Annotated in this window: 15 protein-coding genes and 1 pseudogene; 9 read left to right on the top strand and 7 right to left on the bottom strand. The window is 67.4% G+C overall.

Translation table 11 applies throughout. From position 1 onward, the window contains the following. Nucleotides 1-4: 4 nt before the first annotated feature. Nucleotides 5-1,264 carry an MFS transporter gene (locus B0W88_RS22030; RefSeq protein WP_077036779.1) on the bottom strand — a complete coding sequence of 420 codons (1,260 nt, stop codon included), beginning with the start codon at nt 1,262-1,264 and terminating at the stop codon, nt 5-7. Nucleotides 1,265-1,458: 194 nt separating this feature from the next. Between B0W88_RS22030 and B0W88_RS22025 the strand changes: the two genes are divergently transcribed. The 7 genes from B0W88_RS22025 (at nt 1,459) to B0W88_RS34840 (ending at nt 6,376) form a co-directional block, all read left to right on the top strand. After that, on the top strand, nt 1,459-2,178 hold the full coding sequence (locus B0W88_RS22025) for a PEP-CTERM sorting domain-containing protein (protein ID WP_077036778.1): 720 nt from the start codon (nt 1,459-1,461) through the stop codon (nt 2,176-2,178). 671 nt (nt 2,179-2,849) lie between these two features. Then, nucleotides 2,850-3,641, top strand: coding sequence for an HNH endonuclease (locus B0W88_RS33130; RefSeq protein WP_144006890.1), 792 nt, complete (start codon nt 2,850-2,852; stop codon nt 3,639-3,641). A gap of 258 nt (nt 3,642-3,899) precedes the next feature. Continuing rightward, nucleotides 3,900-4,280, top strand: a complete 381-nt coding sequence (locus B0W88_RS22020; protein ID WP_077036777.1) for a hypothetical protein — start codon at nt 3,900-3,902, stop codon at nt 4,278-4,280. Continuing rightward, nucleotides 4,210-4,764, top strand: coding sequence for a hypothetical protein (locus B0W88_RS22015; RefSeq protein WP_158080913.1), 555 nt, complete (start codon nt 4,210-4,212; stop codon nt 4,762-4,764). The genes B0W88_RS22020 and B0W88_RS22015 overlap by 71 nt, the downstream gene beginning before the upstream one ends. A 239-nt stretch (nt 4,765-5,003) precedes the next feature. Continuing rightward, nucleotides 5,004-5,669 carry a hypothetical protein gene (locus tag B0W88_RS22010; RefSeq protein WP_144006887.1) on the top strand — a complete coding sequence of 222 codons (666 nt, stop codon included), beginning with the start codon at nt 5,004-5,006 and terminating at the stop codon, nt 5,667-5,669. Nucleotides 5,670-5,786: 117 nt separating this feature from the next. Then, complete coding sequence (locus B0W88_RS34845) at nt 5,787-6,167, top strand: phage tail protein (RefSeq protein WP_077036774.1); 381 nt, start codon at nt 5,787-5,789, stop codon at nt 6,165-6,167. Beyond that, a complete protein-coding gene (locus B0W88_RS34840) occupies nt 6,146-6,376 on the top strand; it encodes a hypothetical protein (protein ID WP_144006886.1) in 231 nt (76 codons plus the stop codon). Before B0W88_RS34845 ends, B0W88_RS34840 begins: the two co-directional genes overlap by 22 nt. A gap of 93 nt (nt 6,377-6,469) precedes the next feature. Here the strand turns inward: B0W88_RS34840 and B0W88_RS21995 are convergent, their stop codons facing one another. The 5 genes from B0W88_RS21995 to B0W88_RS21975 form a co-directional block, all read right to left on the bottom strand. Then, on the bottom strand, nt 6,470-7,777 hold the full coding sequence (locus B0W88_RS21995) for a nitrate/sulfonate/bicarbonate ABC transporter ATP-binding protein (protein WP_077036772.1): 1,308 nt from the start codon (nt 7,775-7,777) through the stop codon (nt 6,470-6,472). A 15-nt stretch (nt 7,778-7,792) separates the two neighbouring features. Then, nucleotides 7,793-9,520 carry an ABC transporter permease subunit gene (locus B0W88_RS21990; RefSeq protein WP_077036771.1) on the bottom strand — a complete coding sequence of 576 codons (1,728 nt, stop codon included), beginning with the start codon at nt 9,518-9,520 and terminating at the stop codon, nt 7,793-7,795. A gap of 96 nt (nt 9,521-9,616) precedes the next feature. After that, a complete protein-coding gene (locus tag B0W88_RS21985; RefSeq protein WP_144006885.1) occupies nt 9,617-10,801 on the bottom strand; it encodes a hypothetical protein in 1,185 nt (394 codons plus the stop codon). Beyond that, nucleotides 10,801-11,634 (bottom strand): LytTR family DNA-binding domain-containing protein, encoded by an 834-nt coding sequence (locus B0W88_RS21980; protein ID WP_077036769.1) that lies wholly within the window; start codon nt 11,632-11,634, stop codon nt 10,801-10,803. Before B0W88_RS21980 ends, B0W88_RS21985 begins: the two co-directional genes overlap by 1 nt. Continuing rightward, nucleotides 11,631-12,719, bottom strand: coding sequence for a sensor histidine kinase (locus tag B0W88_RS21975; RefSeq protein ID WP_233151801.1), 1,089 nt, complete (start codon nt 12,717-12,719; stop codon nt 11,631-11,633). The genes B0W88_RS21980 and B0W88_RS21975 overlap by 4 nt, the downstream gene beginning before the upstream one ends. 73 nt (nt 12,720-12,792) lie before the next feature. Between B0W88_RS21975 and argH the strand changes: the two genes are divergently transcribed. Then, nucleotides 12,793-14,199 carry an argininosuccinate lyase gene (argH, locus tag B0W88_RS21970; protein WP_077036768.1) on the top strand — a complete coding sequence of 469 codons (1,407 nt, stop codon included), beginning with the start codon at nt 12,793-12,795 and terminating at the stop codon, nt 14,197-14,199. An 18-nt stretch (nt 14,200-14,217) separates the two neighbouring features. Here the strand turns inward: argH and B0W88_RS21965 are convergent, their stop codons facing one another. Then, entirely contained in the window at nt 14,218-14,400 is a 183-nt protein-coding gene (locus B0W88_RS21965) for an oxidoreductase-like domain-containing protein (protein WP_077036767.1), read from the bottom strand. Between the two features lie 233 nt (nt 14,401-14,633). On the opposite strand from B0W88_RS21965, the pseudogene B0W88_RS34835 reads away from it, so the two are divergent. Then, nucleotides 14,634-14,843 (top strand): annotated as a pseudogene (locus B0W88_RS34835) (hypothetical protein); the annotation flags it as partial.

Genomic DNA, 14,843 nt, shown 5'->3' with positions numbered 1-14,843 from the left:
TCGCTCAGCGCTGATGCGCCGGTGACAGCTCCTGGTCACGGCGCCCCGCCGTGTACCAGAGCAGCAGCGCGCAGATCGCCCCGATCACGCTCGCGACGCCGAAGAACTCCATCATCCCGCTGTAGCCCGCCGGGTTGGCCGCGCTGGCGCCGGCCCGGTCGTTGAGCCAGCCGGCCAGCACGTTGGCGCCGCCGATGCCCGCGTTCTGCACCACCCACATCAGGCCGATGCCGGTGCCGAAGCGCGCCGGGCCCAGCAGCCGGCTGGTCAGCGGCCACATCACCGCGGGCACCAGCGAGAAGCTGACGCCGATCAGCGCCGTGCCGATCCACAGGTTGGCGTGGGCCGCCGTCATCGTGGCCAGCGCCACCGGCAGCAGGATCGCCCCGAAGGCCAGGAACGGCGCATAGCGCCCCAGCCGGTCGCACAGCCAGCCGAAGGCCGGCGTGGCGAACACCGCGGCCAGGAAGACATAGCTGTTCATCTCGCCGGCGGTCGCCAGGTCCAGCCCGTGCACATGCTGGAAGTACTTGATCGAGAAGGTGCTGCGAAAGGCCAGGATCACCGAGTACCACAGCACGCACAGCGCCAGCAGGTACCAGTAGGCCTTGCCGAAGTGCAGCAGGTCGCGCCAGGCGAACTTCTCAGCCACCGGCTTCGGCGGCGCCAGCGCCTTGCGCCGGCGGTCCACCAGCACGTACAGCAGCGACGCCGCGAACGAGGTCCCCGCAATGACGGCCGCGATCACCAGCGGCTGCTGCCAGCCGCTGGCATAGGCCTGGGAGAACCAGGTCGGCGACATGTCCGCCGAATAGGAGCCCAGCCGGCCGATCGACAGGCTCAGCCCCATCGCGAAGGCCAGCTCGCCGGCGGCGAAGTAGTCGGCGATCGCTGCCAGGGTGGCGATGTTGAAGGTCTCCGCGCCGATGCCGAACAGCAGCCGGCCGCCGGCCATGCCGTAGAAGCCGGGGCTGAAGGCCGTCAGCAGCGCGCCCGCGAAGCAGATCGCCGCGGTGATCAGCGTCATCCGCGCCGCGCCGAAGCGGTCCACCAGCACGCCGCCGACCAGGATCAGCACGACGTTGGGCAGGTTGTAGATCGCGTTGAGCTGGCCGATCTGGAGGTCGCTGAAGCCGCGATCCCGCTGCAGCAGGTCGGCCACGGGGCCGATGCAGTCGTAGACGTAGAAGTTGCCGTACGCGGCGGCCGCGATCAGCGCGCAGACCAGCCAGCGGCGCGCGGCGCCGGGCGTCGATTCGTTCATTGGATGTATCCCTCCGGAGATGGGCGCGGAGTCTAGCCTGCGTGCATTGCTGCGAGGATTCCGGGCGACACCCCCGCAAGCGAGTGCCCGGGCCGTCACATGGACAGGCTCCAGCCCCCAAGGCGATGGGATGTATCCACATCCAGCAAGCCGGGAGCATGGACACCTTCCACACGACACCCGGGATGAGCTCCATGAACAAATACCTGATCGGCCTGGCGGCCTGCACGGCGGTCGGCGCCGCCGGCGCCCAGAACCTCGTCACCAACGGCAGCTTCGACAACGGCGGCCTGCCCTCCGCCAAGCTGAACGCCAGCAATATGCCCTTCTGGACGCCGGCCATGACCAGCGCCTACGGCTCCGGCAACTATTCCGTCTTCTATGCCAATGCCGCCGCGGCGACGACCGCGCCTGGCGCCACCGGCACGATGGACGGGGATCTGCTGCTCTGGGCGGTGACCGACAGCCCCGACGGCGGCTCCTTCATCGCGATCGACGGTGACTCGAACGTCGCCTCGAAGATCCAGCAATCGGTCTCCGGCCTGGTCGTCGGCCAGGCCTACACGCTCAGCTTCAGCTTCGCCGGCGCCCAGTTCACCACCCGCACCGGCCCGACCACCGAGTGGTGGGACGTCAGCCTCGGCAACTCCGCGGTGCAGCGCACCACGATCCTGAACAACGACAGCAAGGGCTTCACCGGCTGGTACACCGCGACGATGACCTTCGTCGCCGACAGCCCCACCGCGGTGCTGTCCTTCCTGGCGGGCGGCTCGCCGGACGGCGCCCCGCCGGTGGCGCTGCTGGATGGCGTCTCGCTGGTGGCCGCGGTGCCCGAGCCTTCGAGCTGGGCCTTGATGGGCGTGGGTGCCCTGATGCTGGCCGGCTTGCGCCAGCGGCGGCGCCGCCGCGACTGAGGGCGCTACTCCCGCGATGAAGGCCGGCTCTGCCGGCCTTCATTCGTTTTGTGACCCGCCACATGGTATGGCCGGAACCCGGGATGAGCCGGGACCAGGTGAAACCGTCCGGGACGGGTTGTGAATCAACGAGTTAGCTCGTTCGCCGCACAAAAGTGACGCAACACTTCCGCGCCACTTGGTCTGGCCGCCTGGTGGCGAGCTTGGCAAAGGCGCCACTTGCGCCGGAAACGTGCCAGCGGCCCGGTGGCGCAGGGCTCCGAGGCCTTCGCAGGGCCTTCAAACCGGCTGCAACAGTTCGACGAAAGCATTGCGAAAGTGTGGCGCGATGCTTTGCGGGCTGAAATCCGCCTCCAAGCCCGGCGCCGCCTGGCGAGTCGGCCGATTCAGGCCGGGACCGCACGGGAGGGCCAAGTGTTGCTCGGCGCAACACTTCCCGGCCTGACATCATGGGGATTCCGGTCTCATTGACGCCCGTGCCGGTGCGCCATGACCAGCTCAGCCAGCGTGCCGGTCGGGGCTGACCACTGGCAGGTGCCTGCTTGCGGCTGTCAGCCGCTGAGGCGCAATGACTGCTGCAGCCAGCAGCAATCATTGCGTGGCGTTGCGATCAAGCGCACTGTCTCAACTCTTCCGGGACAATGAGCGGCCCAAATCGCCAAACAACCTCAATGACTGCCGCGCGCTACGCCAACGAATGCATTTACTGCGGAGAGCACGACGCTCCTCTTACAAAGGAGCATGTCATTGCCCGCTCGCTTGGTGGGGATGTTGTGCTTCAGAAGGCCAGTTGCAAGACTCATGGCGACATCACGTCAGCCTTTGAGACGAGGATGTCACGGGAGACGTACGGAGTACAACGCGCACGCGATGGCGTGCCGACTAGGGACAAGGAGCGGCGCAAAGTGCTCATGGCACAGCGAGTTTCGATTACCGGTATCAATGCGGCTGGTGAGAGCGAAACCGTTGCAATTTCGCGCGATGAATACCCCCATATGCCGATGATCGTCCGCCTGCCAACGCCAGGACTACTACAGGGGATATCGCCAGACATTGAGTCTGGTGTCGCGCTGACGAGCGGGCTCGATACCGATCAAAGCTCGAAAATATCTCGCAGGTTTGGCTTGCGCGACATCGTCTGGTCCTCCGCGGGCATCAATCCCCGAACGGTGATTCGCGTGTTAGCAAAGACCGCGCATGCATTTGCCTGCTACGAACTGGGACCGAAAGGGTTCGAGCCGCTGCTGCTGCCATTAATCGTAGATGACGTTGGCAGCGGCAGTTATTTTGTGGGCGGCTTTGAACCAGAACGGAGGCAGAACAAGGATCCATTGATCCTTCGAGAGGATGAGATTTTCGGCGAGAAGTACCTAATTGTTGATATTTCACTAAAGTTCTTCCCCGATATGCCGCTCTATCAAGTTGTAGTCGGCCGCCCGCTCGCCGGATCTCATCCGCGGTAAGGCGCTGGCCCCACCTGCCCTGCGGGAAGGCCTGATGTCGTTTCGACGTAGCGGGCGAACACGTCCTGGGCTCAGTCGGCAACGTCGACAGCTGCGTCGTTGGGCAATATTGGCCGCACACGGCCGTGTCCGCCGCACCAAAATGACCGTTTCTCCATAGCCAAAAAGCTGCAGGTCCATCACGCGGCGTCGAACAGTCATGGCTTCGGAACGGGACGTCCACCAGAACGCAGACGACATCAAGCCAAGGAGGGTGACATGAGGGCAGGGGACTGGTCATGGCTGGAAGTGGCGAAGCTCGTCGCAAGTCTTCTTATTCCTCTCACGCTGGCGGGGGTCGGCGTGTTCGTGCATCGCGTCACCAGGCAGTTCGAGCACCTTCAGTGGCGGAGCCAGAAGCTGATCGAGAAACGCATCGCCATCTATGACGACCTCGCCCCCCTGTTCAACGATCTACTGTGCTACTTCACTTACGTGGGGCGCTGGAAGGAAATGTCACCGCCGGATGTGGTTGCGCTGAAGCGTGTCGTCGACAAGAAGATCTACATGGCCGCGCCGCTTTTCAGACGTGATTCACAACCTTCGCGCGGCTTTGGACTTTGCCGCCTGCGACCTGGCCGAACTCAATGGGGCCTCTGATGTCCAGAACGTGTACTTCCCGTTCGGGAAGACCAAAGAGTCCTTCGTCAACAGCGCCAAAGAGAAGCTGAAGAAAGTCTCCAAAGTCGCAAGAGACCATATTCATGGCTTGTCGCCGTACCGCGGCGGGAACGAGTTGCTCTGGCTCATCCACTATTTAGACCTCGGCGACAAGCACCGTCGACTGACGCCGATTGGCATGGCGGGCACTACCGGGGCCAAGTTTGACAGCATAGGAGGCGATGGCAGCGGCGGCAGTTTCGGTATAAGGATGGCTCGCCCTCACTGGGTGGCCCTCGACAAGGGCATGCGTGTGGCAACCATCCAGAAGGGCACCGTGTGGGACGGGGAATTCAACGCGAACATCACCGTCGCGTTCGGTCAAGTCGAGTCGATTGCCCATCGTCCATTGCAGCCGCTCATGGAAGGGATGATTCACGAGTGCGGAACCGTCTTGGCTGGCATCCGAAGTAGCTTCTTCTGACTGCGCATCACTACGGCCGCCATGCCTCCAGCGCTGCAGCTGTGGTGGAGAGGCGCTCCTGCAGCTTGAGTTTTGCCGGTCCGTTCACCAGCTCGGTGATGCGCTCGCTGTCGCCGACATCTGCCAATGGGCTGCAGGCCCGCGCATCCCAGAAAGCAAAGGCAATACGCGCCGCGGGCCCTGGGTCGCGCGACCACTCGGAGTGAGCGCTCCTGATCATGAAAAGAGAGGATCACGTGTTGAATGACTGGCTTCTCAATGTCTTGACCTCCACCGGGGTAGCGACCGTCCTGGTCGGAGTGGTGACATACCTGCTGCAGAACGTACTCATCGAACGGATGAGAGCGGCCGTCAAATCCGAGTTCGACGCCAAGCTGGAAACGCACAAGGCGGAACTGGCGGCCACCAACGCCAAGGAGTTGGAACAGTTCAAGTCGAGGCTTCAGATCCAGGCCGCACAGGATGGCGTTGCCTTCTCTCGTCTACATGAGCGGCGTATCACGGCAATCGAACGGACCTACAGGAAACTGCACGACCTGCACAAGGCAGTGGACCTATATCTACTCGAGTACGGCCTCTTCGATGACGAAACGGACAAGGCCCACGCTACCAGGCTGTCCCATGCGTATGCCGACTTCAACCAGGACCTCGTCGATCTTCAGCTCTTCTTGCCTCGCGGTATCGTCGGACGCCTGAAGACGATAGACGCGGATCTGCGTGACATCACAGGCCGATTCGGGTCGGCGGTAAGGACGCAAGGCAACTTCGGGAGCATGGATGAATATGAGCGGCAGAACACCCGGTTCGTGACCGACATTCACGCCGCGATCAATGAGCTGCACGAAGACATGAGGATCGCCCTTGGCGACCGGGTGGAACTCATCCGACCTGTGCTCAAGATCTGACCCTAGAATCGCTGCGAAACTCTCCCCGGCCCTGCCTCGCGCGAAGCGACGCAGGGCCTCTTCGTTTTTCGCGCCCGCGAAAAGCCTTCCCAGCTCCCGCCGCCCAAAGTGCGGCCGGTGAGCACCAACACCCTCCCCACCCAGCAAGCCGCCACGGCGCCGCTCGAACAGGTCGAGATCTTCCGCGCCGGCAAGCAGCGCGCGATGAACGGCCAGGTCGCCGTGGCGGTTCCATCTGGCGCGGTGCAGGCTTTCGCGCGAGCGACTGCACCGGACGGCTGGTCCGTCTGTGAGGGCGGCGAGCTGAGCCGCAGCGCCAACGCGGCCCTGTTCGCGGCCATCGGCACCACCTGGGGGCCGGCAACGACACCACGACGTTCAACAAGCCGGACCTGCGGGGCGAGTTCATCCGGGGCCTCGACGCGGGGCGCGGCGTCAACGCTGGGCGTGTCCTCGGGACCGCCCAGGATTGCCAGGTGCAACTGCACAAGCACGTGATGGCCTTGGGCGAGAACGTCTCCTATCCGGGGCCTTTCGGTCGGACGAACACCGGAGGTCGGATCGGTTCTGGCGGCTTCGATAGCGACAACTACTACAACCTGACCAACGACGGCTCGAACTACGACGGCACGACGAACCCGGCCGGCGTAGTGGTGGCTGAAACCCGCTCGCGGAACGTCGCTCTGCTGTACTGCATCAAGCTCTAGGGCCTTGCCGGCGGGGGCGGATTGTTACAAATCTGCCGGATGGTTTGGCGCGCCAAACCATGCAGCGCGTTACATGTCTTTGGAGGTTTCACTTCAGGCCTCGTCTTCCTCGGGCAGATGAATCATGCCGGTGTGGAAGTTGTACTCGAACACCTCGCCATAGCGCGCCCACTCGATCGCCACCCGCAGCACGCGCTCGGCCTCCTGCGAGTCCATGCTCTCCTGCAGCAGCTGCAGGAAGGGTTCCTCGCGCAGCTGGCCATGGGCTTCCTGCTCCAGGCTGTGGCGGATGTAGGCGGCCAGCGGCACATGCGCCAGTAGCTGCTGGCCGAAGATCTCGCGGCGGAACTCGTGTTCGCCGTCCACATAGTTCTGGCCCAGCGGGGTGACCAGCAGGTCGCCCTTCTCGAGCCTGGCCAGGCCCAGGCGGTGCAGCGCGTCGGCGATGGGCAGCAGTTCCTCGTCGGTGAGGTCGCTCTCCTCCACCAGCTGCGGCAGGTCGGCGCGGCCGTTGAACTCCTCGCCGGCCAGCAGCTCCAGCAGGCTCTCCATGCGGCCGACGTCGGCCTCGGGCAGACGATCCGACAGATGCGGGCGCTGCACCTCGGCCGCGCCGGTGGCCGCGTCGACGACCGGCGCGGCACCGGCCGTCATCAGGCCGTAGATCTCGTCGATCAGCGCGCGCACCTCGTGGCTGTCGGGATGGCGGGGGCGCGGCAGCCGGATCGGCAGCTCGGCCCGCACGCGGCCCGGGTTGCTGGAGAAGATCAGCACCCGGTCGGCCATCATCACGGCCTCCTCGATGTTGTGGGAGACGACCAGCATCGCCTTCGTCGGCATCTCGCCGCCGGCCCACAGCTCCAGGATCTCGTTGCGCAGGCGCTCGCCGGTCAGCACGTCCAGCGCCGAAAAGGCCTCGTCCATCAGCAGCACGGCCGGCTCGGTCACCAGCGCACGTGCCAGGCCCACGCGCTGGCGCATGCCGCCCGACAGCTCGCGCGGCAGCGCGCCCTCGAAGCCGGCCAGGCCGATGAGGTCGATCGCCTTCTCGGCCCGCTTCTCGCGTTCCTCGGCCGGCACGCCGCGCGCTTCCAGGCCCAGCTCCACGTTCGCCTGCACCGTGAGCCAAGGGAACAGCGCGAAGGACTGGAACACCATCGCGATGCCCTGGGCCGGGCCGAACAGCGGCTGGCCGGCGTAGCGCACGTCGCCGCCGTCGGCCGGGATCAGGCCCGCCATGATGCGCAGCAGCGTGGACTTGCCCGAGCCCGACTGGCCCAGCAGCGCCACGATCTCGCCCTCGGCCAGCGTGAAGTCCACGCGCTCCAGCACCGAGCGCGAGCTGCCGTCCGAGGACTTGAAGCTCTTGGCGACGTTCTTCAGTTCAACGAGTGCACCCATCGCACCAACTCCCAATCAAAAGTGCATCCGCGACTCGGCGAGACGGTACAGCCGCCGCCAGAGCCAGTGATTCAGCGCCATCACGAACACGCACATGACGCCGATGCCCAGCGCCACGCGCGGGAAATCGCCCACCGCCGTCATCTGCGCGATATAGCTGCCCAGGCCCTCGGCCCGCAGCGACTTGTCGCCCCACTGGACCGCCTCGGCCACCACGCTGGCGTTCCAGGAGCCGCCGCTGGCCGTGATCGCGCCGGTGACGTAGCTCGGGAAGATCGCCGGCAGCAGGTAGCGGCGCCACTTGAGCCAGCCCTTCAGGCCCAGGTTGTGGGCGGCCAGGCGCAGCTCGGTCGGGATCGTCGAGGCGCCGGCGATCACGTTGAACAGCAGGTACCACTGGGTGCCCAGCACCATCAGCGGGGAGAGCCAGATGTCCGGGCTCAGGTGGAACTTGACGATCAGCATCACCGCCACCGGGAACACCAGGTTGGTCGGGAAGGCCGCCAGGAACTGCGCCACCGCCTGCAGCCGGTTCGACCAGCGCGGGTTCAGCCCCACCCACACGCCCACCGGCACCCACACGGCCGAGGCCAGCGCGATCAGGATCATCACCCGCAGCAGCGTGTAGAAGCCCAGCTTGAACACATGGGCCACCTCGCCCCAGCCGACCTCCGAGCGGATGAACTCCAGCAGGCGCCAGGCCGCGAACATCAGCAGCGCCGCCAGCACCGCGTCCCAGGCGCGCAGCCACAGCGGGTTGATCGGCGTGCTGCGGGCGCGGATGGACGTGCCGTCGTGCGCCTTGCGGAACCAGCCGAAGCTGCGCTGCAGGAACATGTCGGGCCAGTCGCCAGCACGCTGAAGTAACTGGGTACGTCTGAGCCAGGTCAGCAGCCAGGAGGTTGGGGCATCCTCGCTGCCGGATTCCTCGAAGCGGAAGCGGTCGGCCCAGGCCAGCAGCGGGCGGAAGAAGAGCTGGTCGTAGAGCAGGATGCCGATCAGCATGGCCAGGATCGCGAAGCCGATCGCCTGCATATTGCTGTTCTCGATGGCCACGGCGATGTAGGAGCCGATGCCGGGCAGCTTGATGTCCTGGTTGGCCACCGAGATGGCCTCCGAGGCCACGACGAAGAACCAGCCGCCGGACATGCTCATCATCATGTTCCACAGCAGGCCCGGCATCGCGAAGGGCAGCTCCAGCCGCCAGAAGCGCTGCCAGCCCGAGAGCTGGAACACCCGCGAGGCCTCCTGCAGCTCCTGCGGCACCGTGCGCAGCGACTGGTAGAGGCTGAAGGCCATGTTCCAGGCCTGCGAGGTGAAGATGGCGAAGATCGCCGCGCACTCGACGCCCAGCAGGCTGCCCGGGAACAGCGCGATGAAGCCGGTCACCGTGATGGACAGGAAGCCCATGATCGGGATCGACTGCAGGATGTCCAGCATCGGCACCAGCACCTTCTCCAGCGCCCGCACCTTGGCCGCCAGCACCGCGAACACGCAGGCGAAGATCAGCGAGGCGCCCAGCGCCAGGAACATGCGCAGCGTGGTGCGCAGCAGGTAGTAGGGCAGCACCGCCGGATCCAGGCTGATCGGCAGCGTCTCGCCCACCTGGAAGGGCCGCGCCATCTGCGAGGCCGCCAGGCCCAGCAGCGTCAGCCCGGCCAGCACCATCGGCAGCATGATCCAGTCCCAGCGGTTGCCGCTGGCCTCGACCACCTGGCGGGGGAAAAATCGCTTGTCTTTCATCGGGACTTCGTCAGGCTGGGGGCTGCGTTCGAGGGCAACCCGCAATGGTAACGGTCAATGCTGACGGACTCGTGACTGCGGCCGCCGGGCGCGGGGTCAGGGCTTGCCGAAACGGCTCACCAGCGCTTCCCATTCCCCCAGGCGTGCCACCTCGGCGCCATCCTCTTCCATCAGGCGCAGCGCATCGCAGGCAGTCGGCTTGTCAAGCCGCGCCCCGTAGCGATCCGCGTGGCGCTCCTGCATCGCCTTGATGGCCGCAAGGTCCGGCTGTATGGGCGGCAACCCCAGCCGCTCGCCCATGCGTGCGCCGACAGTGCGGTCCAGCAAGCGATCGGAACGTCCGCGCAGCAGCTCGGCGACCCGTTCGCATTGCTGGCGCCGGTTGCCGTCCTGCAGGGCCGCGCCTTCGCAGGACTTGCTCGCGGCCGAGACACCCAGGCCTGCCACCAGTGCCGCATCGCGGCCTATCGCATCCGTCAGCAACTGCATGCGACCGCCCAGCGGCGCATCGTCGGGCAGCACCGCCATCACCTGGCCGCCCAGCCAGGGCCAGCGGCTCCGCAGTTCGCGGGCCTGGCCCAGGCGGTACAGCGCCTGGGCCACGGCACCTTCGTCATTGGCCCGCCGCGCCGCGTCCAGCTGGTGCAGCCAGGGCGCGGCGTCATCGGGCTGCAGCTGGGCCCAGCGTTCGAGGCTCAGCGCATCGCAATTCGACGCCGTCGCGGCCCGCTCCTGCTCGACCTCGGCATCGAGCTCGGCCGCATCGGCGGCCGCTGCCGCCCGGCGCATCACGGCCTGCGCCCCGCGCCCCTGGCAGACCTGCCAGGCCATGCCGTAGGCCATGCCGTCATCGGTGCGCCGGGCGATTTCCGCGACCCCCGCCACGTCGCCGCGCAGCATCGCCACCGCGACGCGCGACTGGTCGTCGCCGCGCGCCAGCAACGCATCGATCACATAGGCCTTCAGATCGTCCGCCTGGACCTGCATGTACCGCTCCATGGCGCTGCCGGGCTTCGCCAGCGCCGCCTCCGACTCGGCCGACAGCGGCGGCTGGCGGCACAGTTCCATCGCCGGGTCGTAGTGCCGCAGGTAGGCCGGCCGCGCCGGCGCCGAAGACGGTGGCGCCACCGCAGACGCTCTGGCAGCGAGCACCGCGGGCGGCGGCACGTCGGACGGGACAGGATCGGGCGCCGGCGGCGCGTGAGCACCGAAGCGCCACATCAGCAGGGCCGCCAGGGCCGCGCCGGCCGGCACCAGCATCCAGCCCGGCCACCTCTTCATCAGGCTGCCCCTTGCGCCAGCGCCTCCCGCACCGCCGCCACCTGCCGCCGCGAAACGGCCAGCCATTCGTTCACATGGGCGATGCGCACGGCCCAGCCCTCGGCGCCCTCGCCGCCTTCCAGCTCGGCGAAGTCGGTCGGCGCATGCCGCTCCAGTTCCCGCACCGCCGCCTTCGCGACCAGTGCATTGCGGTGCACGCGCAGGAAGCGCTCGCCCAGCCGCTGCTCCAGGTCCGACAGGCTGCCGTCCATCACCAGGCTCTGCTGCGCGGTGCGCAGGGTCAGGTATTTCAGCTCGGCCTTGAAGTACAGCACCTCGGCCACCGGCACGCGCTGCAGGCGGCCGCGGTCGTTGACGATGACGACATCGGCCGAAGCCGCCTCCCCACCGGCCGTCGCACCCTGCTGCTGCTGCAATTGCGCCTGCGCCGCCGCCCGCTCGGCCAGCCGCTGCGCCACCCGCGCCAGTGCGGCCTGCAGCCGCTCGCGTCGGACCGGCTTGGTCAGGTAGTCGATCGCATCCAGCTCGAAGGCGCGCAGCGCGTGCTCGGCGTGGGCGGTGACGAAGACGATGGCCGGCAGGCCGGTTGGGGCGGTCCGCTCACGCAACGCGTCAGCCAGCTGGAGTCCATCGGGGCCGGGCATCTGCACATCCAGCAGCACCAGGTCGCAGGCATGCTCGCGCAGCCAGGCCTGCGCCTGCGAGGCGGCCGCCGCCTCGGCCACCACCTCGGCGCGCGGATCCACGCAGGCCTCCAGCAGGCTGCGCATGCGCAGCCGGGCGAGCGGCTCGTCGTCGACCAGCAGGACCTTCAGCGGCGGCGTGGCATTCATCGGCGGGGCAGAACGATGCGGACGGTGAAACGCTGCGGCTCGGGCGTCAGCTCGAAACGCGCCGCCACATCATGCATCAGTCGCAGCCGCTGGCGCACATTGCGCAGGGCCAGGCCATGCCCCGAAGTGCGGGCCGGCAGGCCCACGCTGTTGAGCACGCGGATCTCCACTTCGCCGCCCTGGCGCGTGGTGACGATCTCCACGTCGCCGCCCTCGTCGTTGGGCTCCACGCCGTGGCGCACCGCGTTCTCGACCAGCGGCTGCAGCAGCAGCGGCGGCACGCGGGCCAGGTCGGTGGCCGGATCCACCCGCCAGACGATGCGCAGCCGCTCCCCGAAGCGGATCTGCTCGATGGCCAGGTAGCGCCGCGCCAGCTCCACCTCCTCGGCGAGGCTCACCGACGAGGTGGCATCGGCCAGGGCCACGCGGAACAGCTCGCTCAGGTCCTCCAGCACGTCTTCCGCCCGCTGCGGGTCCACCCGCACCAGCGCGATCGCGCTGTTGAGGGTGTTGAACAGGAAATGCGGACGGATGCGCGACTGCAGCTCCACCAGTTGCGCCAGCGCGTCGGCCGGCCGCTGCGAGCGCTCGCGCAGCTTCAGCCAGGCCAGCAGCACGCCGGCAGCCGCCGCGCCCGACAGCACCAGCGCCGTCCAGCGGAAGGGCCGGGTGGGTTCGTCGCTGGCCAGCGTCAGCAGGCTCCAGCCACCGCAGGTGCAGGCGGCTCCAAGGGCCATCAGCAGCGCCCACTGCAGCGGTTCCGCCAGCCGCCCCAGCGGCCGCCGCGCGGCGCAGACCAGCAGCAGCCACAGCAGCAGCGCCGAGATCGAGACCACCGTGGCGCTGGACATCGCCAGCAGCCAGTGCTGCGCGTCGCGCGCCGCCAGCGCCATGCCCAGGGCCAGGCTGCCCTGCACTCCCAGCACCGCACGCAGCACCAGGCCCACATGGCAGACGTCGAACTGCCGCGCCGGGTCGAACAGCGGTGCCACCGGCGCGCCGGCCTCGGGCAGCGTGGGCGCGAAGCCCATCAGGCTGCTCAGCTGTTGCGAGCTGTCGGACCAGCTGTTGTTCTTGTCGGCCATGCCCCCGCGGCGCTCCTGAAAGGCGGCTCGATAGAATCCGAGCCCTGTTTCCTTCATTGTGCCCGGGCCCGCCATGTCTTCCGTCTCAGACAACCAACTCGCCAACAAGTCCCAAGCCTGGTCGGCGCTGTTCTCCGAACCGATGAGCGACCTGGTCAAGCGCTACACCGCCAGCGTCTTCTTCGACAAGCGCCTGTGGAAGGCCGACATCGAGGGCAGCCTGGCCCACGCGGAGATGCTGAACGCCCAGGGCATCCTCGGCGCCGAGGACCACGCCGCCATCCAGCGCGGCATGGCGCAGATCCGCAGCGAGATCGAGGCGGGCCAGTTCGAGTGGAAGCTGGACCTGGAAGACGTGCACCTGAACATCGAGGCGCGGCTGACCGAACTGGTCGGCATCGCCGGCAAGCGCCTGCACACCGGCCGCAGCCGCAACGACCAGGTCGCCACCGACGTGCGCCTGTGGCTGCGCGGCGAGATCGACGAGCTGAGCGTGCTGCTGCAGGCGCTGCAGTCCGCCCTCGTGGACGTGGCCGAGAAGAACGCCGAGGTCATCCTGCCCGGCTTCACCCATCTGCAGGTGGCCCAGCCGGTCGCCTTCGGCCACCACCTGCTGGCCTATGTGGAGATGTTCGCCCGCGATGCCGAGCGCCTGGCCGACGCGCGCCGCCGCGTCAACCGCCTGCCGCTGGGCGCCGCCGCGCTGGCCGGCACCAGCTACCCGCTGGACCGCGAGCGCGTCGCGAAGACGCTGGGCATGGAAGGCGTGTGCCAGAACAGCCTCGACGCCGTCAGCGACCGTGACTTCGCGATCGAGTTCGCCGCCGCCGCCTCGCTGGTGATGGTGCACGTCTCGCGCCTGTCCGAAGAGCTGATCCTGTGGATGAGCCAGAGCTTCGGCTTCATCGACATCGCCGACCGCTTCTGCACGGGCTCGTCGATCATGCCGCAGAAGAAGAACCCCGACGTGCCCGAACTGGCGCGCGGCAAGACCGGCCGCGTGGTGGGCCACCTGATGGGCCTGATCACCCTGATGAAGGGCCAGCCGCTGGCCTACAACAAGGACAACCAGGAAGACAAGGAACCGCTGTTCGACACGGTGGACACGCTCAAGGACACGCTGCGCATCTTCGCGGAGATGGCCGGCGGCATCACCGTCAAGCCCGAGGCAATGGAGCGCGCCGCGCTGAAGGGCTACGCCACCGCGACCGACCTGGCCGACTACCTGGTCAAGAAGGGCCTGGCCTTCCGCGACGCGCACGAGATCGTCGCCCACGCGGTGAAGACCGCGATAGGGTCAGGTCTTGACCTGTCCCAGCTGCCGCTGGCCGAGCTGCAGAAGTTCGACGCCCGCATCGGCGAGGACGTGTTCCAGGTGCTCTCGCTGCGCGGCTCGCTGGAGGCGCGCAACATCCTCGGCGGCACCGCGCCGGCGCAGGTGCGGGCGCAGGTGGCGCGGCACCGGGTGCGGCTGGGCTGAGCGGCCGGGCCTCCTCCTTCAAGCGGCGGGATGCCGCTCCCGCCAGGCCCTCAGCGCGCGGCGGTACTCGTCCATCGCGAGGTCGTAGTAGTCGAAGATGCACGGGTCGCAGCCATTGCCGCAGCAGGCGTCCAGGTCGGGCTGCGGCGGGGGCACGGGCATCGGGTCCGCGTCGGCGGGCTTGTTGTCGATCGGATTCATTGCGCTGAATTCTGCCGTTAGGCCCCTTGGCAAGCACTGTATGGATTCATATACTGTATGAACAAACAGTACTTCCACGAGGCGCCTCATGCACTCCCGCACCAGCTACCGCCAGACCTACAGCCCCGCCCCTGTCGTGCACGTGCCCCGGTGGCTGCGCGCGCTCTGGGCCTGGTTCTGATCGCTGCCCATCCCTGTCTTGAGGCGCCGCACAATGGCGCATGGCCAGCGGCATGTTCCTCGTTGATCCCGCCGACGCGGACCCCGATGCCGGCGGCGAGCTGCCGCCGATCGGGGTGGCTGCCTCCACGGTCCTGCCCGAGCGGCTGATCGCCCACCTCGACATGGACGCCTTCTACGCGTCCGTCGAGCTTCTGCGTTATCCCGAGCTGAAGGGCCAGGCGGTCGTGATCGGCGGGCGCCGCAGCCACGAGCCCCAGATG

Source organism: Pelomonas sp. KK5, assembly GCF_001984095.1.
Taxonomy (GTDB): Bacteria; Pseudomonadota; Gammaproteobacteria; order Burkholderiales; family Burkholderiaceae_C; genus KK5.
Note: the sequence above shows the minus strand (reverse complement) of the source record. Positions and strands in the feature narration are given on the sequence as shown.

Excerpts from the sequence above, each read along its gene's own strand:
- B0W88_RS22030 (WP_077036779.1), bottom strand. The coding sequence starts at position 1,264 with ATGAACGAATCGACGCCCGGCGCCGCGCGCCGCTGGCTGGTCTGCGCG.
- B0W88_RS22025 (WP_077036778.1), top strand. The coding sequence starts at position 1,459 with ATGAACAAATACCTGATCGGCCTGGCGGCCTGCACGGCGGTCGGCGCC.
- B0W88_RS33130 (WP_144006890.1), top strand. The coding sequence starts at position 2,850 with ATGACTGCCGCGCGCTACGCCAACGAATGCATTTACTGCGGAGAGCAC.
- B0W88_RS22020 (WP_077036777.1), top strand. The coding sequence starts at position 3,900 with ATGAGGGCAGGGGACTGGTCATGGCTGGAAGTGGCGAAGCTCGTCGCA.
- B0W88_RS21995 (WP_077036772.1), bottom strand. The coding sequence starts at position 7,777 with ATGGGTGCACTCGTTGAACTGAAGAACGTCGCCAAGAGCTTCAAGTCC.
- B0W88_RS21990 (WP_077036771.1), bottom strand. The coding sequence starts at position 9,520 with ATGAAAGACAAGCGATTTTTCCCCCGCCAGGTGGTCGAGGCCAGCGGC.
- B0W88_RS21985 (WP_144006885.1), bottom strand. The coding sequence starts at position 10,801 with ATGAAGAGGTGGCCGGGCTGGATGCTGGTGCCGGCCGGCGCGGCCCTG.
- B0W88_RS21980 (WP_077036769.1), bottom strand. The coding sequence starts at position 11,634 with ATGAATGCCACGCCGCCGCTGAAGGTCCTGCTGGTCGACGACGAGCCG.
- B0W88_RS21975 (WP_233151801.1), bottom strand. The coding sequence starts at position 12,719 with ATGGCCGACAAGAACAACAGCTGGTCCGACAGCTCGCAACAGCTGAGC.
- argH (WP_077036768.1), top strand. The coding sequence starts at position 12,793 with ATGTCTTCCGTCTCAGACAACCAACTCGCCAACAAGTCCCAAGCCTGG.
- B0W88_RS21965 (WP_077036767.1), bottom strand. The coding sequence starts at position 14,400 with ATGAATCCGATCGACAACAAGCCCGCCGACGCGGACCCGATGCCCGTG.